This is a genomic window from Kordiimonas sp. SCSIO 12610 (assembly GCF_024398015.1).
Lineage (GTDB): Bacteria > Pseudomonadota > Alphaproteobacteria > Sphingomonadales > Kordiimonadaceae > CANLMI01.
This window is the reverse complement of record NZ_CP073747.1, coordinates 799,416-819,457: the sequence shown is the minus strand read 5'-3', so window position 1 is coordinate 819,457 and position 20,042 is coordinate 799,416. Positions and strand designations below refer to the sequence as shown.

Annotated in this window: 18 protein-coding genes; 12 read left to right on the top strand and 6 right to left on the bottom strand. The window is 45.7% G+C overall.

Annotated elements, in window-relative coordinates:
- Window positions 1–22 precede the first annotated feature (22 nt).
- The gene (locus KFF44_RS03785) at window positions 23–2,470 is read right to left on the bottom strand and encodes an FtsX-like permease family protein (protein ID WP_255937417.1); all 2,448 of its coding nucleotides are present in this window, start codon (window positions 2,468–2,470) and stop codon (window positions 23–25) included.
- Between the two features lie 217 nt (window positions 2,471–2,687).
- Window positions 2,688–4,166 carry a LytTR family DNA-binding domain-containing protein gene (locus KFF44_RS03780; RefSeq protein WP_255937415.1) on the bottom strand — a complete coding sequence of 493 codons (1,479 nt, stop codon included), beginning with the start codon at window positions 4,164–4,166 and terminating at the stop codon, window positions 2,688–2,690.
- Window positions 4,167–4,349: 183 nt separating this feature from the next.
- Between KFF44_RS03780 and KFF44_RS03775 the strand changes: the two genes are divergently transcribed.
- Window positions 4,350–5,813, top strand: a complete 1,464-nt coding sequence (locus KFF44_RS03775) for an alpha/beta fold hydrolase (RefSeq protein ID WP_255937413.1) — start codon at window positions 4,350–4,352, stop codon at window positions 5,811–5,813.
- Window positions 5,814–5,901: 88 nt separating this feature from the next.
- Here KFF44_RS03775 and KFF44_RS03770 read toward each other — a convergent pair whose 3' ends face one another.
- Window positions 5,902–7,203, bottom strand: a complete 1,302-nt coding sequence (locus tag KFF44_RS03770) for a methyl-accepting chemotaxis protein (protein WP_255937412.1) — start codon at window positions 7,201–7,203, stop codon at window positions 5,902–5,904.
- Between the two features lie 238 nt (window positions 7,204–7,441).
- Between KFF44_RS03770 and KFF44_RS03765 the strand changes: the two genes are divergently transcribed.
- Both KFF44_RS03765 and KFF44_RS03760 read left to right on the top strand, forming a co-directional pair.
- Window positions 7,442–7,630 (top strand): YqaE/Pmp3 family membrane protein, encoded by a 189-nt coding sequence (locus tag KFF44_RS03765; RefSeq protein ID WP_255937410.1) that lies wholly within the window; start codon window positions 7,442–7,444, stop codon window positions 7,628–7,630.
- 210 nt (window positions 7,631–7,840) lie between these two features.
- Window positions 7,841–8,083, top strand: coding sequence for a GlsB/YeaQ/YmgE family stress response membrane protein (locus tag KFF44_RS03760; RefSeq protein ID WP_255937407.1), 243 nt, complete (start codon window positions 7,841–7,843; stop codon window positions 8,081–8,083).
- A 28-nt stretch (window positions 8,084–8,111) separates the two neighbouring features.
- Here the strand turns inward: KFF44_RS03760 and KFF44_RS03755 are convergent, their stop codons facing one another.
- Window positions 8,112–9,239 (bottom strand): FAD-binding oxidoreductase, encoded by a 1,128-nt coding sequence (locus KFF44_RS03755; RefSeq protein ID WP_255937404.1) that lies wholly within the window; start codon window positions 9,237–9,239, stop codon window positions 8,112–8,114.
- A gap of 116 nt (window positions 9,240–9,355) precedes the next feature.
- On the opposite strand from KFF44_RS03755, the gene hisN reads away from it, so the two are divergent.
- The gene (hisN, locus tag KFF44_RS03750) at window positions 9,356–10,156 is read left to right on the top strand and encodes a histidinol-phosphatase (RefSeq protein WP_255937402.1); all 801 of its coding nucleotides are present in this window, start codon (window positions 9,356–9,358) and stop codon (window positions 10,154–10,156) included.
- A gap of 41 nt (window positions 10,157–10,197) precedes the next feature.
- On the opposite strand, the gene msrA is transcribed toward hisN, so the two are convergent.
- Window positions 10,198–10,737: a peptide-methionine (S)-S-oxide reductase MsrA gene (msrA, locus tag KFF44_RS03745; protein ID WP_255937391.1), complete on the bottom strand. Its 540-nt coding sequence runs from the start codon at window positions 10,735–10,737 to the stop codon at window positions 10,198–10,200.
- Window positions 10,738–10,949: 212 nt separating this feature from the next.
- Entirely contained in the window at window positions 10,950–12,026 is a 1,077-nt protein-coding gene (locus KFF44_RS03740) for an alpha/beta fold hydrolase (RefSeq protein WP_255937389.1), read from the bottom strand.
- Between the two features lie 389 nt (window positions 12,027–12,415).
- On the opposite strand from KFF44_RS03740, the gene KFF44_RS03735 reads away from it, so the two are divergent.
- From KFF44_RS03735 to KFF44_RS03700, 8 genes are all read left to right on the top strand, one after another.
- The gene (locus tag KFF44_RS03735; RefSeq protein ID WP_255937388.1) at window positions 12,416–14,050 is read left to right on the top strand and encodes a Tad domain-containing protein; all 1,635 of its coding nucleotides are present in this window, start codon (window positions 12,416–12,418) and stop codon (window positions 14,048–14,050) included.
- A 20-nt stretch (window positions 14,051–14,070) separates the two neighbouring features.
- Window positions 14,071–14,673 carry a TadE/TadG family type IV pilus assembly protein gene (locus tag KFF44_RS03730; RefSeq protein ID WP_255937385.1) on the top strand — a complete coding sequence of 201 codons (603 nt, stop codon included), beginning with the start codon at window positions 14,071–14,073 and terminating at the stop codon, window positions 14,671–14,673.
- A gap of 2 nt (window positions 14,674–14,675) precedes the next feature.
- Window positions 14,676–15,314 (top strand): TadE/TadG family type IV pilus assembly protein, encoded by a 639-nt coding sequence (locus KFF44_RS03725; protein WP_255937383.1) that lies wholly within the window; start codon window positions 14,676–14,678, stop codon window positions 15,312–15,314.
- Between the two features lie 433 nt (window positions 15,315–15,747).
- On the top strand, window positions 15,748–15,966 hold the full coding sequence (locus tag KFF44_RS03720) for a Flp family type IVb pilin (RefSeq protein ID WP_255937380.1): 219 nt from the start codon (window positions 15,748–15,750) through the stop codon (window positions 15,964–15,966).
- Window positions 15,967–16,229: 263 nt separating this feature from the next.
- Window positions 16,230–16,856, top strand: coding sequence for a prepilin peptidase (locus KFF44_RS03715; protein WP_255937378.1), 627 nt, complete (start codon window positions 16,230–16,232; stop codon window positions 16,854–16,856).
- A 78-nt stretch (window positions 16,857–16,934) separates the two neighbouring features.
- Window positions 16,935–17,885, top strand: coding sequence for a Flp pilus assembly protein CpaB (gene cpaB / locus KFF44_RS03710; protein WP_255937376.1), 951 nt, complete (start codon window positions 16,935–16,937; stop codon window positions 17,883–17,885).
- Complete coding sequence (locus KFF44_RS03705) at window positions 17,885–19,372, top strand: type II and III secretion system protein family protein (RefSeq protein WP_255937375.1); 1,488 nt, start codon at window positions 17,885–17,887, stop codon at window positions 19,370–19,372. The genes cpaB and KFF44_RS03705 overlap by 1 nt, the downstream gene beginning before the upstream one ends.
- 15 nt (window positions 19,373–19,387) lie before the next feature.
- Complete coding sequence (locus tag KFF44_RS03700; protein WP_255937374.1) at window positions 19,388–20,041, top strand: CpaD family pilus assembly lipoprotein; 654 nt, start codon at window positions 19,388–19,390, stop codon at window positions 20,039–20,041.
- The last annotated feature ends 1 nt before the right edge of the window (window position 20,042 follow it).

The window sequence follows — 20,042 nt, the reverse complement described above, 5'->3', positions numbered from 1 at the left end:
GCAACGGTAGTTTTGAACACCACTATTCATGATACAAAACCTTGGCCGGATGTTCATTCAGCGCTGCATATATATGACCAAGAAGGCTAACCACCGCATAGGCCAATATGGCAACGAGCACTGCCCCATATATCACTGGCGACAAGGGCGCCCTCGATTGATAGCCTTCTAACCACAGGCTGCTTAAATACCATAATGTTGGCATTCCAAGGAGCGCACCAATCAAAACAGGGATTATCATATTATAGAGGGCATGCTTGCTGGTTTCGCCCTTGCTGGCACCCATAACACGGCGCAGGGCCAGTTCGCGCCTGCGGGTCGAGAGCCAATGGCTCGCCATCCCGTATAATCCACTACTTGCAAGAACAAAGGCAATCATAGCAATCGCTGATATCGTTTCTGCAAGCGATCTATCTGATGCGAAGGTTTCGCGCAAATTATCCTGTAACCAGGACACTTCAAAGGCATGATCAGGGAACATATCACGCCAGATTTTTTCTATTTCCGGCAAAGGCGTTCCCGAGGTTGTTTCCTCAACTTGAACCAATAACCCCGCGTTATCAAAAGACTCGGACACTGACAGTTCATAGATACGCTGCCGCATGAAACCAGCAAACCCTTCACCGATATGCGGGGCTATGCCTACAATCCGGTATTCAGCATCCTTTACACGACCATCGTCGTAATCAATTCTTCGGAAGATAGACTGGCCTAGCGCACTCAAACCATCCGCAAACCCCAATTTCTTCGCTGTATGTTCATTAAGGACAATCGGGTTTTCGATAACACTCCAGTCTTCTTCAAGCTTCGCGATCAGCTTAACCCCCAAGAGATCAAAATAATCAACCCCGACGCTGGAAGTTGGCATATTTTTTAAATCCCCTGTCTCAATATGTGCAAATGGCACAAAATACGTACTGAAATCAAAGGGAACTGAACGAGCAACCGTCACCCCCTTAACGCCGGGTGTTTGTTTGACCGCCTCCATAAATCCGCCGCGAAATGCCGCTGTATTTTCTTTACCAGCGGCTTCAATCTTCAACAGATTATCGGTTTTAAAACCACGATCAAAATTAATCAGATGATCAACCTGAAACCAAATCTGTAGGGCCGCAAGAATGGTGATGGTCATGACAAAGGCCTGAAGGCCAACAAAAACCTGCCGCATCCGCCCGCGGCCACCAGCAACAGCCCCCTGATTGTCACGCATCAGACTTTCTGGTTTAACGCCCATAAATTTTATGGCAGGCAACAAGGCGGTTAGGCAACCAATACCCGCTGCTGTAATCATTAACCCCGAAAAAACCCCAGCATGCTCGAAGGCGAACACATCAATTTCTGCGGCAAGTATATCAGCAAAGATAACAGTCACATCATAGGCAGCCAAATACCCTAAAAATGCGGCAATGACTGCGACAAATGCCCCTTCAAACATGGCAAGTCCGATCAACATTTGACTGCGCCCACCCAAAATGCGCCGGATCGCAACTTCCCGTCCGCGGAGGCTATTTAGCGCTGTGAAGATATTAACAAAATTCAGGGCGGCGGTAGCAAGTAACAACAGGGAAATTGTGATCAAACCGGCAGTATAGCGCTCACTCACACCCGTTTTCAGTCCATTGCTGGTTTCACTAAAAAACTGAGCCCCCAAAATCGGCTCAAACGACAAAGTGGATTGAAGCGTTGCACTGGGCGGTATCAAATCCTCCAGACGATTCTGAAAATCATCCTTCAACAACTTTAGACCAGTTTCATGCACATCACCGCGTACCTTGAAATAGGTATAGACTTGCGGCCATGCAAGATTAAAGTCGGGTGTATCCCCTTCATTAAAAACTGCTAACTGCTTGTATGCTAAATGGGTATTTTCCGGCAGATCATCAATGATCGCACGAATGGCAAAATCAATTTTTTTCTCTCGCGTACCCTCTTCACCTGCGGAATTTCGCCAACTCATGGGAACAACCGTTCCTATAACTGCTGATAAATCGCTTCCATAGATCGCGGTTGCGTGTGAGCGCGTTAAAATCAGACCGTGCGGCGCATTTAATGCGGCCTCCAAGTTGCCCGCGATCACCGTGGCTGGAAAGAATTCAAAAAAGTTCTGATGGACAAAGCTGATGGTCGCACTTTCTGCGATATCTTTATAGTTGCTAGTGACATCTACATTATAAAGCTGTGTTGTCGTTTCAATTTCCTGAAAACTATCCGGCAATTGCTTCGCGACAAATCCATGACTTAAAGATGAAAGGCTGAATAAAGGCTGACCATTAAAGAGCGAGTCTGTGGTTACCCGGTATATCTTATCATTATCCGGTATCCAGCTGTCCGATCGGATATTATCATAGAGATAAACCGCGATAACGCTAACAATCGAAAAAGCAAATATCAGCCCCAGAAAGGCAATCGAAACCCCAAGCCAGCTTTTGCGCCAAAGATGCAATGACGCTTTCATATAGCTTTTGAACATTCCCCAATCCCCACTTCACACTATGAACGACACTTAAAAACAAGCAATAAGTGTACCACGAATAACATCTTTATATTTCAGCACCTTAAGGTGATAGGAGGGTTCAGCATCGTTGTTTAGTGGCCATTTTCGAACACTTTAGCGTCCAATTTCGAACAATTGCAGTCGTGCGTATTTCAAAAACCAAAGCCCATAAATGGGTAAAATACTGAGTTGATTATGCAAGCGCTCGTCGAACATCAGGCATGATACGCCGGCTCACAGGGACACGAAACTGATCGGCAACGAACAAAGTGCCCGTTCCTGATGGGTCACGGTCAAGCGACTTAATTTGAGTGAGGTTAACAATGTGCGATCGATGAACCCGAAGGAAGGTTTGTGGCAGTGCATGTTCCAATTCGTTCAGGGTTGCTGAATACAAATGAACTTTCCCGCCTTCCAGGATTAGTTCAGAATACCCATCAATGGCTTTACACCAGACAATCTGATCCGTGGATATTTTCTCCACCCGCCCCGCGCTTTTGATTGTCAAAATACTTGATTGTTCGCGCTCAGCAGCCTCGGATAAAGCGAGCGCAAGCCGGTTTGCCCTCGTTTCTTCCTTGCGCCTTTGTTCCTGCTCGCGCGCGAAGGCAATTGCCTGTTCGACAAACAAGAGCATGAGAAAGCCCGCAACAACAAGATAGAAAAATGTATCCAGAAACAGCCCTTGAAAGATAATCAGGATACCGATGAAAACCAAAAGCGCCAGAAAATGTAGAAAAGCACGAGGTTTTCGCTGGTAACTCATCCAACCGGTTAAAAACAGGCTTGCTAACAAGGGTATTGTCATCCCCAGAAGCGCTTTGAAATCAAACCCCGGCACTGCAAAAACCAACATCAGATCGACCACAGCTAATATCAAAGCGATCCTCAAACCAAGTTTTCCCACGAATGTACGACAGATATAGAATGCTACGCTCAACCCGAAAGCCATAGAAAAGCCCGTTATAGCAATCAACCGGATGTCATGGAGCGGATATTCATATTGGAAAAGGCCGCGTGATGCCTCTGCAAGCAGTTGGAATGCGGCAGAACCGCAAACAACGACAAACACCCCATAATCAAGACGCTTTGGCGGCGCTAAAACAGCCGCGGTTCCATAGTAAAACGCGCCAACCAGAAAAAGGCCCAAGGTAATCAATGCAGGGATATAGCGCGGCAACAAAAGATTGGCATAGTCACCAACAACCCTCATCGCAATCAAATGAACTGGCGACGACAGATTGAGATACCCATGATGCGAGGACGCCTGAATAATAACTTCATTTTCCCCCGCTTTAATAAGATGCTTTGGCGGGAATAGCTGAAAATCCATCACGCCCAATTTTTCACCCGCTGCTGAGCGAGCAGGCAAACCATTGCTCGCCACCAGTTCCCCGTTCAAAAAAATCCTGCTGGACATTTTACCAGACACATAAAGCGCAATTGGCCTTCCGTCATCCAGAATTGATTTGGGTATATCAATTGTGCCCTTGAACCAAACAAGTCTATTTTGTGGGTCAACCGTATCCAGGGTTTTTCGCTCGCATTGCGGCGAAGAAAAATCAGGGAACATATCCTGATCACCCTGGTCCCCCGCGTAACAAATGGTCACGCTATCCGCTGCAATCATGAACAAAGGCGGCTCTTCAGCACGAAGTTGATGTGTGCACATCAAAGACAGCATCAAAATTAAAAGGTATTGGATTTTAAAAATAAACATACCTGACCATAGGCCAGCAGGCACATACCGTAAAGAACCGTTCACTAGAAATACGCTACCGTTCAAAGGATACAGATAAAAATACCGCATATATTTCATATATTTATTTCAGCACTCACAACGCGAGGAAATAAAATGAAAATCAAATCGACAATAATCATGGCGGTAGCCACCTGCTCTTTATTTACAAGCAATCTGCCGGCAACAGAGCACACGCCAAATGCCGGTGCTTATTCAAATGAAAAGCCAATAGTTTTCGAAGCCCAGTCCGGTGAAAAGGTAGATGCCTTTGAAGGATATATAAACGTTCCTGAAAATCGAAATGCGCCAAATTCACGCTCTATCACCCTTAAATATGTTCGGTTTCCCGCAACCAGCGATACATATAATGTTCCAACCATTTATTTGGCCGGAGGCCCGGGTGGTTCCGGTATTTCAACGGCAAAATATCGTCGTTTTTCGCTCTTTATGACGATGCGCGAATTCGGTGATGTTATCGCCCTTGATCAAAGAGGAACTGGTCTGTCGAACGATTTACCGGAATGCAAATCTTCGATAAAGCTTGGCACATCAAAAATTGTTTCGGATCAGGAATATAATCAATTGCACCAGCGGGCTTTCAAGGAATGTCTCGCATTCTGGAAAAACAATTATATTGATATCTATGGATATAACACGGTTGAAAGCGCAGCAGACCTGAACGACCTTCGCCTGCACATGGGCAGTGAGAAGGTTAATCTTTGGGGAATTTCCTATGGTTCACATCTAACGCTCGCGGCGCTAAAACAAATGAGCGCGCACATAAACCGTGTGGTCTTTACCGCGACCGAAGGCTTGGAGCAAACGATCAAATTACCGGCACGCAGTGACCTGTATTTTGATCGGTTACAATCGGCGATTAATGCTGATGATCATTATAAAAGCAAATATCCAGACGTTACCGGTTTAATTCGCCGTGTGCTGAAAAAAGCTGAAGAAAAGCCAATTTTAGTCAACATCCCAATGCAGGATGGCACTAACCTTCCTTTCCTCCTTCAAAAACGCGACTTGCAGCAATTTATTGCGGGAATGGCTGCTGACCCGGTCAGAATGATGTGGATGCTCGGTATTATTGAAGCCCTGGATAGTGGGGACACAGCCCCCATGCTGAACTTGCTTAGCCGTTTTATCAGAAACAGCGACAACCATATTTCATTCAGCCCGATGTCAAGCTTGATGGATGTCGCTTCAGGAACCTCAAGCAAACGCAGGGCCCTGATTCTGGAACAAGCCGAAACAGCAATTGTTGGACTTAACCTCAATGATACCTTGATGCTGGAAGGTATAGATACAGCGCTTGACCTTGGAGACGAATTCCGCCGTGCTCCGCAATCGAATGTTCCCGCACTTGTCTTTACGGGCACGCTTGACGGTAGAACGTTCCCCAAAAGTGCTGTTGAGGCCACAAGCGGCCTATCGAACAAGCAAGCTGTCACAGTTATAAATGGCGGCCATAATCTCTTTATGCTGTCGCCCGAAGTTACAAAAACTATTCAGGATTTCATGCGCGGCGAAAACGTAAATGGCAGGGAAATTTTTATCCCGCTTCCCAAGGAATGATCATCGATACCTGAATGGGTTCTTAGTACGCTAGCCACAAAAAAGCCTGCTAAAAGCAGGCTTTTCCATTGAGCTTTCAAGCACGCTATTATGCTTCGCCCCGCATCCGGCCAAGGAAACGATATACCGACTCTTCCAAGAAACTGGTTTGCTCTGTCAGGCTGTCTGATGACCGGCCAACAACCTCGGCTGCGCCCTTGGTGCGGTCAGCCATTTGCTGAACCTGTCCAATACTTTGACCGAGGTTTGATGTGCCCTCGCTCGCGTTTTGAACACTTCTGCCAATTTCACCAGTTGAAGCTTCCTGTTCCACAACCGCAGCCGCGATCATAGAGGATATTTCGCTAACCTGATTGATCGTGTTCCCGATTGTGTTTACGGCATCAACGGTTTCATTCGTTGCCGACTGCATCGCCTGCACCTGAGCTTCAATTTCCTGCGTGGCATTTGCTGTTTGGTTCGCTAGGCTTTTCACCTCGGATGCCACAACGGCAAACCCCTTCCCTGCTTCGCCCGCGCGTGCGGCCTCAATCGTTGCATTAAGTGCAAGCAAGTTTGTTTGCTCGGCAATATCATTAATCAAATGTACGACTTCAGCAATCCGGTTCGATGCATTTTCCAGCGAATTCACACGGTCTTTCGCATCATTTGCTGTTGTGAGTGCATTTGTTGTGATGCTATTCGCCTGCTCAACCTGTGTTCTGATTTCACCGATTGCACCCGTTAACCCCTCAGTGGCCTCCGTCACGGCAATCATATTGCTACCGGTTTGGTCAGTGGCGGACGCCGCTGACACCACTTCGAGGCCTGTCTGCTCAACGGCATCACTCATGGTCTCGGACGCCATCTGAAGTTCGGCAACTGCGCCAGAAAGCGTTTGGATCACACCAGAGATTTCACCTTCGAAGCTGTTTGCCAATTCATTTTGGAAATTTTGACGCTCAAGAGCTGCATCTTCAGCGCGCTGTTTGTCCATTTGACGCTGCGCTTCTTCCTCGGCGAGTTTTTGTTCCCTGATTTCTTTTTCCTGGGTCAACTGCGCCAGCCTTGCGTCTTCGGCTTCCTGTTGCAGCGACGCATTTTTTTCCGCATTGGTTCGAAGATTTTCAACAGACCGGGCCATTGCCGCGATACCATCGGCATGATCAAGATCAGAAACCGCCTTGGAAAAATTTCCTTCCGCAATGATACTTAATTCACCCTGCAAACGCCGAAGGGGCTTCATGACAGACTCGGTAATAAAATAGGCAAACAGGACCATCATCGTGATGATAACGCCCGTAATAATTAAATTATGAAAAAAACTGGCAATGATTACGCCTGCAATTGCCAATACGGTCAGCGCCCAGACACGCTGCGACACCTTAAAATTTCGAAGAAACAGAATCACTACTAAAAACCTTCCCTAGAATGCCCTTCTGCGGCATTTGTTTTATTTTTATATCTTGGGAATTAGCACTCCAATTCTTTACCAGCAGTTAAAATCAATAAACTTTAGATAAAAATAATCCAACAGTCTTGAAATTGACCGGAATAATCCACACGTAATTTAGATAAAGATTGCAAAATAATGCAGCAATAAGCCGAAAATCGGCAATTTATGACACAGCGACATTACGGAGGATAGAATGCGCCTATTGCTGGCTCTATTGATACCACCTTTGGTATTCTTCACCATTTACCGACCTTTTCAAGGCATTTTCTGCGCCATTTTATGGATGACGATTATCGGTTGGCCGATTGCTGCACTTTGGGCCGTGTATTCACTTAGCCAGTACCGGAATGAAGAACTAAGGCGTGACCTTCGCTGGCGGTAAGTAGCTGCTGGTGTGCATCTGTCGGTGATTGTCTGTCGGTGATTATCTGGCGGTAAATATACTGACCATATGTTTTCATCTGTATCTTCTGCCAATAAAACAGCTCAACAACTCAGGATTCCCTTTTTGAGCAGAACTCCGCTATAGTCTGATCAGTGCACGATTCGTTCTGATCAAGGCACACCATGGGGGAAAAGATGGAGGGAACTTATGATTGCAGCAATCATTATTGGAGCTATTGCAGGCTTTCTTGCTGGTAAAATCCTTTTTGGTGAAGGATTTGGCATTATTGGTAACATTATAATTGGTATTGTTGGCGGCTTTATTGGCCGATTTTTGTTTGGCCTTATCGGGCTTGGAATTAATGGCACAATTGCCGATATTATCTCAGCAACGATTGGCGCAATAATCCTTATGTTTGTGCTCGGTAAAGTGAAAGAGAAAAAGGGATAGCCAACGCTATACGCCCTTTATAACAGCTTTAAGAAAACCGTGCCGGGCTGTAATTTTCAGCGTTACAGCCCAATTGAACAAGATCATCCGGCATTCCCTTATTAAGGACCAAACTCGCCGCCACCCGCGACCATGCGGGGGACGTTTGAATGCCATATCCACCCTGCCCTACATTCCAGAAAAATCCGGGTGTATTGGCATCATAGCCTATCACTGGCGCACGATCCGGTGCGAATGTACGCAGCCCCGCCCATTTGGCCTCAATCGATTTTACGCGAACCCCAGTGGCCTCCTCAAAATAATGAACCGCAAGGGCAACATCTTCTATATCGGGCTGTGCATCGCTTGGCTGTACAGGCTTTTCATCCGCGGGCGACAGGATATAACCCGTCCCCTCAGGCTTGAAATAAAATCGCTCGTCAGCGTCAATTATCATGGAACTTGTAGGATCAAAAGGCAGGCCCTCAGGGTTCTCAACGGTTACAATCGTGCGCTGCAATGGCTGCATTCCAATCGGTTTCACACCCGCCCGCACAGCCACTTCATCAGCCCATGCACCTGATGCATTAATCAGTGTTTTCGCAAAAACCTCACCGTGGCGTATTTTGACCCGCCATCGCCCATTTTCAAAAACGGCGCCCTCTAATCCGGCGTTCACCATAATGGTTGCCCCCACGTGTTTAGCACCGCGCAAATACCCCTGATGAAGCGCCGCCACATCCAAACTGCCACAGTCTGGATCATCAATGCCACCCACAAAATCATAGTGCGACAGATAAGGGGCGCGTGCCACCACCTCTGACTTCGTCAGGAGTTTCACACCAGGTAGTGCTTGCTGAAGCTCTGCCGCCATTTTTTCTGCGCGTTCACGTTGCTCCTCAGTAAAAATATGAACGGCACCCAAAGCCGTCAAAAGCGGGGCTTCGATAAATCCTTCAGGCGGCGCTGTGAAAAAGGGCTTTGATCCCGTCGTCAATGGCTGGATTTTGGGCCCGCCATAGGTTTCAGCAAGAAATGCCGCTGAACGCCCTGTTGTATGGTATCCAGGCTGGTCTTCCATTTCTATGATCATGGTTGAGCCATGGCCCGCGAGGAAATATGCCAATCCCGCGCCTGCGATCCCACCACCGATGATCAAGAAATCTGTTTCAATCATATCACGTTCTTACGATTACCATTTCAGCCATTGCATTTGAGGCACAATTTGTGCTCTAAGGAGCGCGCATTTGCAAGATAATCCTTGTTAAAACTGACCAACGATACGGGTGCCCTATGCCAAGCGACAAGATCGACCTTCCAGAACAAAAAACCATTGATGAACTGAGGGATTTTGTAGAGCGCCTGTCTGATGCAGCTGCAAGTGTTACCCTGAAATATTTCCGCCAGAAAATCAGTATTGACGACAAGGTTAAGAACGGTGTTTTCGATCCCGTTACCGAAGGGGACCGAGGGGCGGAGGCCGCTATTCGAGCCCTCATCGACACCCACTATCCAGATCATGCCATCATCGGTGAAGAATACGGCATCAAAGACGGCGATAGTGATTTTACATGGGTTCTAGATCCCATTGATGGCACCCGGGCCTTTATCTCTGGCTTGCCAACATGGGGAACTTTGATCGCGCTTCTTTATAAGGGGGAACCGATCATCGGGGTTATTGACCAGCCTTACCTGAAAGAGCGCTATGTAGGCATGCCTGGAAGCGCAACCTTAAACGGCGACAAGCTTGAGACAAGACAATGCCCAACGCTCGCAGACGCCACAATCTCAACAACAGACCCTGACCTCTTTAAAGGTACAGAGCGCGAGGCATTTAACAGAGTGCTTAATGGTTCAAAACTCGTCAGATACGGCCTTGATTGCTATGCCTATGCGATTGTCGCCAGCGGCCACATGGACCTTGTGATTGAAAACGGACTCGAATCCTATGATATGATGGCCCTGATCCCGGTGATCAGAGGTGCAGGCGGTGCCGTTACCAACTGGCAAAGCGACCGACCTGGCGCAAGCGGTCACCTGCTCGCGGTTGGGGACAGCGCCCTTATCCCTGAGGTTGAGGCTTTGCTAAAATAGCAGTACTCCACCTCCTACTTAAACTTCTGTCTGATAAAGGATTATTCCATCAAGGATGCGAATGACGCGCGGGCTTTGCGAACCTTTGGTGCCACAACCATTGCACAATATGCCTGTTCGGGGTTTTGGGCGAAATAATCATTGTGATAATCTTCAGCGTCCCAGAATACTGTTTCAATGCTGATTTTGGTAACAATCGGATCATCCCAAATCTCTACCGCACGGTCACGGGCCTTGTATGCCGCAACTTCCTGATCGCCATTTTGTGCAAATACATGGGATCGATAATGATCGCCCACATCATTGCCTTGGCGGTTTAACTGGGTTGGATCATGCGTTGCAAAAAACACATCCAGTAAGGTGTCATACGAAATCACTTCAGGATTAAATTCGACCTTAATGGTTTCCGCGTGGCCCGTATTGCCACCGCAAACTTCCCGGTAACTTGGGTTGTCTTTATGACCGCCCATGAACCCCGATTGTACTGATTTAACACCCTTTAAACCTTTAAAGACGGCTTCAGTGCACCAGAAACAGCCACCTGCGAATGTTGCGATTTCTATTTTATTTTCATCAGTCATAATCAATCTCCGCCTAGTGCCATTTTTACGTTTGCTTGCGAAAAAACCTGTCCAGTCCAACCCAAGCCAACCCAATCCAGCCAAGCTCTGCACAGTGTTATGGTTGAAATATTTGGCCTCTCTTGCCTGCAATTACAAGCCTGATCACAAGAGTTTGAGCCTACCCTTTCAGATAGAGCGTAACTATTGCCTCAATATAATGCGAGCATCTATCAAGGATCTGGGTTTTTCGACAATTCAAGGCCAAGAAACGGCAGAATTGATTGCCAAACCAAAAGCCGTTTATCGTCAGTTTCCTTAAGAAGTTCATGCATCGCGCCCTCTATACGCACAAGGCCAATCTCGGGCACACGCTTTGCCAACGCCGTTTGCGCAGCATTATCGACAATCTGATCCTCGCCTGCCTGTAACATCAAAACAGGCACATCAATCGCCTCAGGCACAGTTGGGGCATTTAATTTATCGATGGAGTTCAAGGCCTCATGCAGCCATTTAAAGGTCGCGCCGCCAACCGCGAGATCAGCGTCCTTGTTATGGATAAAATAATCTTCATCCTCAAAACGCGCGTCATCATGCGTTAGCTTTTTACGCCACCCCCAACGGCCCGTCTTAAACTTGGTATGACCCGGAATATATCCAGAACCGCGACCAAGCGAAATCATCAATTTGGGCAGCCCATATAAGATAAAATTGGGCGCCCCGCCGCTTGCAACACGGACCATCGGTGCAACCGTTATCGCCTTTGCAGCATAGCCCTGATGTTCGCTAAGGAAGCGCAGGATTACATGGCTACCAGCCGAATGCCCCATTAAAATATAGGGCTCTGGGAGGTTTACGGCATTTTCCCCTTTGAGAATTTCTTCAAAAAGCTGACGCAAATCGCTTAGGTGATTATCAAATGTTTCAACATAATGCTTGTCGCGGTCTGGGTTTTCACGGTGGGAAAGCCCCTGCCCCCGCAGGTCAAACGCCGCGCAAGAAAAACCGAGCGCATGAAACATGTGAATATCCTCATAGAATTTTTCTATGAACTCTGTCCGGCCAGGGATGAAAATGACCGTGCCCCTTGGGGCAACACCATCAGCATTTTCAACCCGTTTTTCCTCGCTATTTTCTGCCGAGTGATTCGCCTTTGACGTGAAATTTATCTGACTAGACGGTAGTGGGAACAATCCGTAACGGTTTAGCCCACCATCCGAATTCTTAACAAAATCGAAGGTTGCACCCTCGGGCTCTTGTCTTCTGCTTTCCTTGGCGGCTTTTAGTAAATTCTCTAACTCACCCAACACTTATCTTTCTCCCACTCTATGATTATTTGTTCCTAGCATATTTTGGGAAAATGGAAATAAGTTAAAACGGCTTAAAATATTTATTTTGCCCGGAAAATAAGAGAAAAAAGATAAAATATTTACTTACTATATTTAATATTTACTTTATAATTTACAATTATATTCAAAATATAAAATAAATAAAAGTTAATCATAATTCAATAATTCATTAATCTACTATTATGGTTGGTTAATAAAAACATAACCATTATTTAAAATTTTTTGCATTCCTTTACATGCATATTCATCTGCCTGTAATTTATACGAAGATATTACAAGTGTTTGTTGAGCAAATATTAATATTGTTCAGCTAGTGAGTAGCGTAACAGCAGGCAATGGAGCGTAGAAATATGAGGCACCATATTTCAAACATTCATAATCGATTACAGTATATCAAGCAGCATATTCTTGAAGACGAGAATGGCGGCCTGATGCCAATGATGGCTGTAATGATGTTAGCAATTGTTGCGTTGATTGGCCTGGCAATCGATGGTGCCCGGGCCTTTTATGTCAAAGACGTTCTACAACGATCGGTGGATGCTGCCGGCCTTGCAGCAGGCCATGCACTTGACCCAGTGGATAGCGTGAAGGACGCGCAGGAATTTTTCGATGCCAATTTTGCCGCAGCAGACGGTGTTGCTATATCGGGGTCAATGAACCCAACGGTTGACCCTGAAAATAATGAGATCATCAATATCACGGGCACAGCGACCCTGAATGCTACATTCATGAGTCTTTTCGGTTTTACCTCACTTACTGTCGATGCATCCGCAGAGATCACGCGGGAAACGCGCGGCATGGAACTTGCGCTCGTGATCGACAACACTGGCTCTATGAGCTTTGACATATCACCAACAGATAGCAGGCGCAGAATCGATGTTCTTCTCCCAGCAGCAAGAAGCCTGATAGATATCGTTTACGGCGAAAATGATACCAACCCTAATTTATGGGTCAGTGTTGTACCTTTTGTTGCGACGGTAAATGTAGGATCAGTTCATACCAATTTTCTCAGTTCAGATGGATTTGACCGAATTGATCAGCCTGACATAGCCGATACGGTTGGTTGGCAAGGTTGCGTATTTGCTCGGGAAAACAATTTAGATCAATCAGATACCCCTCCAAATATTGCAGGCATCGAGCCATTTGTTTGGGAAGATACTGACCCGACATACAGAGTCGGCGCAAGTATTCCCTTTAGTACATTCTTTGTTAATGAAGACAATGTCGACAACCGCAACAACTGGAAAGGTACACGCTTTATTCGGTCATGCCGTAATTGTACATTACGTACCATTAGTACTTCAATCAATGAAACACCAAACAACACTACTTTCACCGATCCCGGTTTTGATGGAACAGATCAATTTGGTAGATTTCGCCGCTTAAGACTCTATCGGGAATTCGACTATCGCGGCCCCAACAAGGCTTGCTCACCCTTGCCAATTCGCCCTCTGACCGCAAGCAAGCAATCTGTTCTGAACACTATTAATGCTATGGAGCCATTCGGATTCGGCGGAACAACGACAAACTTTGGCCTAGTGTGGGGTTGGAGGACATTGAGCCCAAGGTGGCGTGGTTTTTGGCGCGGGGGAGACGAACCAAGTCGTTTGCCTTTAGAATATGATGAGCCGTTCATGGACAAGGTTATGGTAATTTTAACTGACGGAGAAAACTCATTCAGTAATGTGAATCAGACCTCATTTGGCTTTCAGGATGACTTCGAAGCTGCTCCAGAAACTTTAGAAGCAAATGCAGAACTAGAGCTTGACCGTCGACTAACCGCCACATGTAACAATGCAAAGGATGAAGGTGTGATCATTTACACCATCGCCTTTAGCTCTGGTGTTCAGCAGAATATTCGCGACTTGCTTCAGGATTGCGCTTCAAACCCCAATTTCTTTTTTGATGCATCAGACGGTGACGCCCTTGAAGACGCTTTTGATACTATCGGACGTCAGCTCTCTAACCTGCGTCTCTCAAGATAACCTTTGTTACGGATTTGGAAATGATCAATAGACTACGAAAATTACGTAATGACGAAACCGGCTCAATTGTTACCGAGTTTGCGATCACTTTGCCTATTTTCCTGACGATGATCTTTGGCATCTTCGAAGTGGGCTATTATTTCTATCTGTCAACGGCTATCGAAAATGCTGTTTTAAGCGCGTCACGTTTTGGTATCACGGGTGGCACACTTAACGAGTCTTTTAACCGCGAACAACAAGTTCGCGAAATTGTGCTTGCGCAAACATTCGGCAGCCTGGACCCCGCAAGCCTTGAGATTGAAACCAGCGTCTTTGAACAATTCGCCGATATTGGATTGGAGCCGGAACCCTTTGTTGATGACAACAACAATGGACAATATGATGAAGGCGAAGAATTTACGGATGTAAATGGTAACGGCGTCTACGATGATAACCTTGGCGAAGCTGGTCTTGGTAACGCAGGCGATATCGTTCTCTATAAAATTATCTACCGCGGCGCCAGCTTAACTGGGTTTGGAGAATTCTTCGCAGATGGTTATACAATTGAAGCGGCGGTAGCCGTTCGCAATGAGCCATTCCCAATAATTCCTTCAGATGACGCTATTACGGGCGGGAACACCTAATCATGATCAAAACTATTCCGAATATGTTGTTCAAAATACGTAAAAGACGTCTTCTCAAAAACGAAGAAGGGGTGGTTGTAACTGAACTCGCGCTGATCTTACCACTACTTGTTGTTATATTAGCGGGAATTGTTGAAGTGAGTAATTATATTCTTTTGAATATGAAGGCTCAGCATACTGTGGTTGCGCTCGGTGATCTGACAACACGCTCTTCAACGATTTCTGCTGACACAGTGGCAGATGTATATACGGCGGTTGAAGAAATTATGGCCCCCTATCCTGTCGAACTAAATGCGAAGGTCATTCTGACGGCACTTAGTGTAGACGGAGCAAGTTCAGTGACTGACCCAATTATCATATGGCAATGTACATCCCCTTCCCTGGGGGTTACAGAACCAAGTGAATTAGGTGGCCATTTGGATACGGTTGATTTTAACGATGAAACAATCACCATGCGTGAGGGTGAAACATTGGTCATAACCGAATTTTTCTATGATTATGAACCGATTGTTTTCACAAATGTCATTGCACCAGGCTTACTTCGTAAAAAGGCCTTCTTTCGCCCGCGTATCGGTGCTTTGCAAGTTGTTGATCCTGCCACAACACCGGAAGGCGCAGCAGCTGGTTGCCTTAGTAATTAACGAATCATATAAGCCTTAACTCCCCAAAAGCCTGCCCATATCGCAGGCTTTTTTGATTCCAGGCCTAATATGCGTCTAAAGTCATTGAAGTTATATAGAGTCAGGCAACGAATCATATGATTCTGAGGTCGAATTTTGGAGAAAAAAGCAAAAAATTCAAAAAATTCCATAAATTAAATTTTGGAAATTTAAGTGAATTGGCCGCGTTTTCCTCATCAATTACCTCTTGTTGAGGCATGATTGCTCTTTATAAAACCACGAAAAAGATATGTTTTTGAAGGCTTTAACAATGTGATTAAAATTTTAAATAATTTAAGGTTAATTTTTACTTAACTAATTGTTTATAAACGATTTTTCTTATTTTTGTTAACCTTTTATTCAGCAATAAAGTGCATATTGAGGGCATCAAAACTTGTGCAGCTGGAGAAAAATTATGTTTAAGTTTGTAAATAAATTACGTCGTAACGAAGAAGGTGCAACAGCGATCGAATATGGTCTTATCGCAGCACTGATTGCTATTGGTCTGATCGCAGCATTAGGTTCATTGGAAGATAGCATTTCTGGTAACTTCAATAACATCGGTACAGCACTTGACGGTGCAGCTACTCCTGCTGGTGGTGGTGAAGAAGCACCTGCTGAAACACCGGCTTAATACTTAGAAACACTATTAAACGAAGCCTCCGGAATTTCCGGGGGCTTTTTTTATGCCTTTCCGTTATTCCCACAAATATCCAATCACAAAACAGTCAACTTCATCAGTTGAATAAAAATCTCGCATTCTGTTAGGTAAAAATTAATCATAGTCTGATTAAATAAATAAAATCAAAAACTTAAGTAACTTTTTATTAAGTATTTTTCTATCAGGCAAACACCGAAAAATACTCAAATATCAGTTTAAAAGTGATCAGGCATACTATGATACCTTTGTTAGAGACATATTATATTTGGATAGTTGGCGTACTTTTTATTTTAGTCGCAGGCGCCCTCACCTATGCCGCAGCAACAGATATCAAAAGCCGAATCATCAAAAATGAAGTCAGCCTGATCATAATCGCAGCCTTCTGCCTTTATGCACTGGTGAATTTATCAGTTGGCAACACAGTTATGTCAGCGGCGATTGCACCAACCATTACCGCCCTCATTATTCTAATGATTACATCAGGGATGTTTGCCATGGGTATGATGGGCGGCGGTGATGTGAAACTGATGTCAAGCTTTGCCCTATTTGCCGGGCCTCATTATATTTTGCCATTTCTTTTATATACAACTGTATGTGGTGGCATTGTCGCACTTCTGACAGTTGTATATCATCAATATTTTATCAACAGAGAAGAAAAGCAAAAATTAGCCACTGTTGATATGTCAGGTGATATCTATCTTGCGACTGTTGCAACGCAAACGGCGCAAATCACAAACAGCACCTCAGGTGACCAGACTGTAATCAAGCCAAAAACCTCTATGAAGGTTCCTTATGGTGTTGCGATTTCCTCAGTCGGTCTCTGGGTTCTTTTTCAACGTTTCGTTGAAATAAGCGTGGGATGAAAAGCAAATGTTAACTGTTTCGCGCGATAGTCAATCAACTTTGTTACGATTTTATAACGGATTATGGAGGAGGGGATCATGAACCCCAGAGCACTCATCCTTGTATTGCTAGCCGGTGTCGGTGTTATTCTTGTGTTTTTCTTAACACGGGCATTTTTGGCAAATAATGCACAACAAGCTCAGCCTGTTCAGCAGGTCGTAGAGTCAACAGGCACAGAAATCATGGTTGCCGCAAACAACCTTCCTGTTGGAACCATCGTTACTGCCGAGCACCTCGTTGCCCAGAATTGGCCAACCGATGGCGTATCTGAGGAATATTACCCTAAAGGTTCAGACGGAAATCAAAGCCGTAACATTGTTGGTAAAGTCGTAAGATACCCCCTAAGAGCCGGCGCGCCGATCACACGCAGTTCCCTTGTCGCACAAGGCGAACGCGGGTTCATGGCTGCAATCCTAAACCCCGGCATGCGGGCTGTGACTATTGCCGTGACACCAGAATCAGGCGTTGCAGGGTTTATTTACCCAGGCGACAGGGTGGACGTTATCTTAACGCACCGCATCAGCCGAGACGGTGGACGCTTTAACCTCAGTGAAACGGTTCTCAGTAATGTAAGAGTGCTCGGTGTTGACCAATTTAGCGAACAAGACGGCATTAACGCCAGAGTACGCGAAACCGCGACATTGGAAGTCACCCCAAAGATGGCAGAAAAGGTTTCTGTGATGTCAAGAGTAGGTGCTATGTCACTTGTACTGAGAAGTCTATCTATAACTGACGGTGATGAAGAAAAAGGCCCTGATAGCAAACCAATTCCCTTCACAGTTTCTACGACACAGGCCGGCGAGGTGAGCACGTTCTTACCTCAACTGGAAGAAGATAAAAATGAAATCGTTGTCGACAGAGGATCCAGACGCACTGTTATTCAGATCGGCCCTTCTAGTCAGATAGTCAACCAAAGCGTGCCTGCAGGAGGCGAAGACGCAGTTGTAGGCAATGATCTCAACCAAGATGAAAATGACGGAGTGAACTAATGCCTAACACTGACAAAAATACCTTTATGATGTCAGTTGAACACTCAACTAGAGCATCCATCATTTTTAGCGCTTTAGCTTTGTTCCTTGTGCTGATAATCAGTTCACAGGCACTACATGCACAGCTTTCAACCGATTCAAATGCGAATGTTGTTCACACTACAAATGAACGCCTAAACATTGAAGTGAACAAAGGAACATTGATCCGCCTTAAAAGGCCCGCACAACAAGTTTTTGTTGCTAACCCGGGCATTGCAGACATTTCAGTAAAATCTGAAAAAGTCATTTATGTTTTTGGCGTTCAAAGCGGCGACACAACAATTTATGCACTTGATAAAGACGACAACACTATTTTTTCAAGTGATATTGTGGTCACACGCAGTTTGGATAATGTGAAGGAAACCCTCCAACGGGTTCTGCCCAATACAGAAATCGGTGTTTCTCTCGTGGGTAATATGGTTGTATTGGAAGGCCGTGTCTCATCCCCTGATGAGGCAGCCACCGCTGAACGGATAGCCCGTTCTCAAGTCGGCGCAGATGACGTTCTTAATCGCCTCGAAATCACTCAACCAACACAGGTTAACCTGCGCGTCCGCATCGCAGAAGTTTCACGGTCAGTCCTGAAACAGATCGGTTTTAACTGGGAAGTAACAGGCAATACTGGCGATTTCAGCTTCGGATTTGCTCAAGGCCGTAATGTATTCGACATCGTTGAAAACCCAGCAGCGCCGGGGGAATTTATCAGAAACTTCGTACCCGGTGAAGCGCCGTCCGTGGCAGGGTCACTTGTAACGGGTGGTCTTGACCTGAATTATCTCATTGATGCGTTAGAAAATGAAGGGTTTGTTAGTGTTCTTGCAGAACCAAACTTGACGGCCCTTACAGGCCAAACAGCGAATTTCCTTGCGGGCGGCGAATTCCCAATTCCTGTTCCACAGGGTTTCGGCGGTGCTTTAGGTATTCAATTCCGCGAGTTTGGTGTTCGTTTGGAATTTGCACCCACTGTTCTTGATAGTGGTAGAATTTCCATGCGCGTACAGCCAGAAGTTAGTGACATCTCAACAGCTGGTGCAATCACACTCAATAGTATCCAGGTACCAGCTATCACAACACGCCGCGCTGAAACAACAGTTGAATTAGGCAGCGGCCAATCCTTTGCAATTGCAGGATTGATCCAGAATGATATCACCCAAACAGCTAATAAAGTTCCTGGTCTTGGTGATATTCCAATTCTCGGTGCACTTTTCCGCTCTGACGAATTCCGCCGTGATGAGACGGAATTGTTGATCGTTGTAACACCTTATATTGTTCGTCCGGTATCGGACAGACAGTTAGCACTCCCGACAGATGGCTATGTTGCCCCTGATGATATGGCGCGCTTCCTCAAAGGTGATCGCTGGAAAGCCAACACAAAAAACAATGCCGCAAACCTTGATCAACACAAGGGCCCATCATTGAAGAGCCGTGCTGGCTTCCAGCTAGATTAAAGAAAGGATCAGGAAATGACTAAGAAACATCTTTTTGCGAAAGTCTTCGTAGCAGCCGCTGGCCTCTCTTTACTATCTGCTTGCGGACAATCAGTTGGAACCCCTGGCTTTAACGACCAAGTACATAGAAACACAGTTCAACTGGTCCGTTTCTCTCATGTGATAAAAGCTGAGGACGATGCCACATCAACATTATCAGCCAAAACTATTGCTGATCTGAATAATTTTCTCGACAGCACAAATGTTGGTTACGGTGATGTATTGATGGTTGACACCGAATACACAGGGGCCGAACAGCGCCTTCTTGATATTAAACAGCTAATCAAAAAACGCGGCCATGAATATGCAGGCAAAACGCTATTGGGCGCGAAGCCAGCCAAAGGTGATATTGTTCTATATGTTGAAAGACATGTCGTAACACCGCCGAATTGTGGGAATTGGCCAGATGAAAAAGGCAGTACAGCCCTCAATAATCGAAGTGCATTCAATGGCTGTTCAACAATAGCCAATCTTGGCTTAATGGTAGCGGATCCTAGAGATCTGATTTCTGGAAAACAAGGTGGAACGAACACTAGAACTGCTGTTGAGGCGGCCAATAATGGCACACCTGCAGCTTCAAGTGGCTCTTCTTCCAATCAATCCGGCGGCTTTACACTGTCACGAAATTAAT

Excerpts from the sequence above, each read along its gene's own strand:
- KFF44_RS03785 (WP_255937417.1), bottom strand. The coding sequence starts at position 2,470 with ATGTTCAAAAGCTATATGAAAGCGTCATTGCATCTTTGGCGCAAAAGC.
- KFF44_RS03780 (WP_255937415.1), bottom strand. The coding sequence starts at position 4,166 with ATGTGCACACATCAACTTCGTGCTGAAGAGCCGCCTTTGTTCATGATT.
- KFF44_RS03775 (WP_255937413.1), top strand. The coding sequence starts at position 4,350 with ATGAAAATCAAATCGACAATAATCATGGCGGTAGCCACCTGCTCTTTA.
- KFF44_RS03765 (WP_255937410.1), top strand. The coding sequence starts at position 7,442 with ATGCGCCTATTGCTGGCTCTATTGATACCACCTTTGGTATTCTTCACC.
- KFF44_RS03760 (WP_255937407.1), top strand. The coding sequence starts at position 7,841 with ATGATTGCAGCAATCATTATTGGAGCTATTGCAGGCTTTCTTGCTGGT.
- KFF44_RS03755 (WP_255937404.1), bottom strand. The coding sequence starts at position 9,239 with ATGATTGAAACAGATTTCTTGATCATCGGTGGTGGGATCGCAGGCGCG.
- hisN (WP_255937402.1), top strand. The coding sequence starts at position 9,356 with ATGCCAAGCGACAAGATCGACCTTCCAGAACAAAAAACCATTGATGAA.
- msrA (WP_255937391.1), bottom strand. The coding sequence starts at position 10,737 with ATGACTGATGAAAATAAAATAGAAATCGCAACATTCGCAGGTGGCTGT.
- KFF44_RS03735 (WP_255937388.1), top strand. The coding sequence starts at position 12,416 with ATGAGGCACCATATTTCAAACATTCATAATCGATTACAGTATATCAAG.
- KFF44_RS03730 (WP_255937385.1), top strand. The coding sequence starts at position 14,071 with ATGATCAATAGACTACGAAAATTACGTAATGACGAAACCGGCTCAATT.
- KFF44_RS03725 (WP_255937383.1), top strand. The coding sequence starts at position 14,676 with ATGATCAAAACTATTCCGAATATGTTGTTCAAAATACGTAAAAGACGT.
- KFF44_RS03720 (WP_255937380.1), top strand. The coding sequence starts at position 15,748 with ATGTTTAAGTTTGTAAATAAATTACGTCGTAACGAAGAAGGTGCAACA.
- KFF44_RS03715 (WP_255937378.1), top strand. The coding sequence starts at position 16,230 with ATGATACCTTTGTTAGAGACATATTATATTTGGATAGTTGGCGTACTT.
- cpaB (WP_255937376.1), top strand. The coding sequence starts at position 16,935 with ATGAACCCCAGAGCACTCATCCTTGTATTGCTAGCCGGTGTCGGTGTT.
- KFF44_RS03705 (WP_255937375.1), top strand. The coding sequence starts at position 17,885 with ATGCCTAACACTGACAAAAATACCTTTATGATGTCAGTTGAACACTCA.
- KFF44_RS03700 (WP_255937374.1), top strand. The coding sequence starts at position 19,388 with ATGACTAAGAAACATCTTTTTGCGAAAGTCTTCGTAGCAGCCGCTGGC.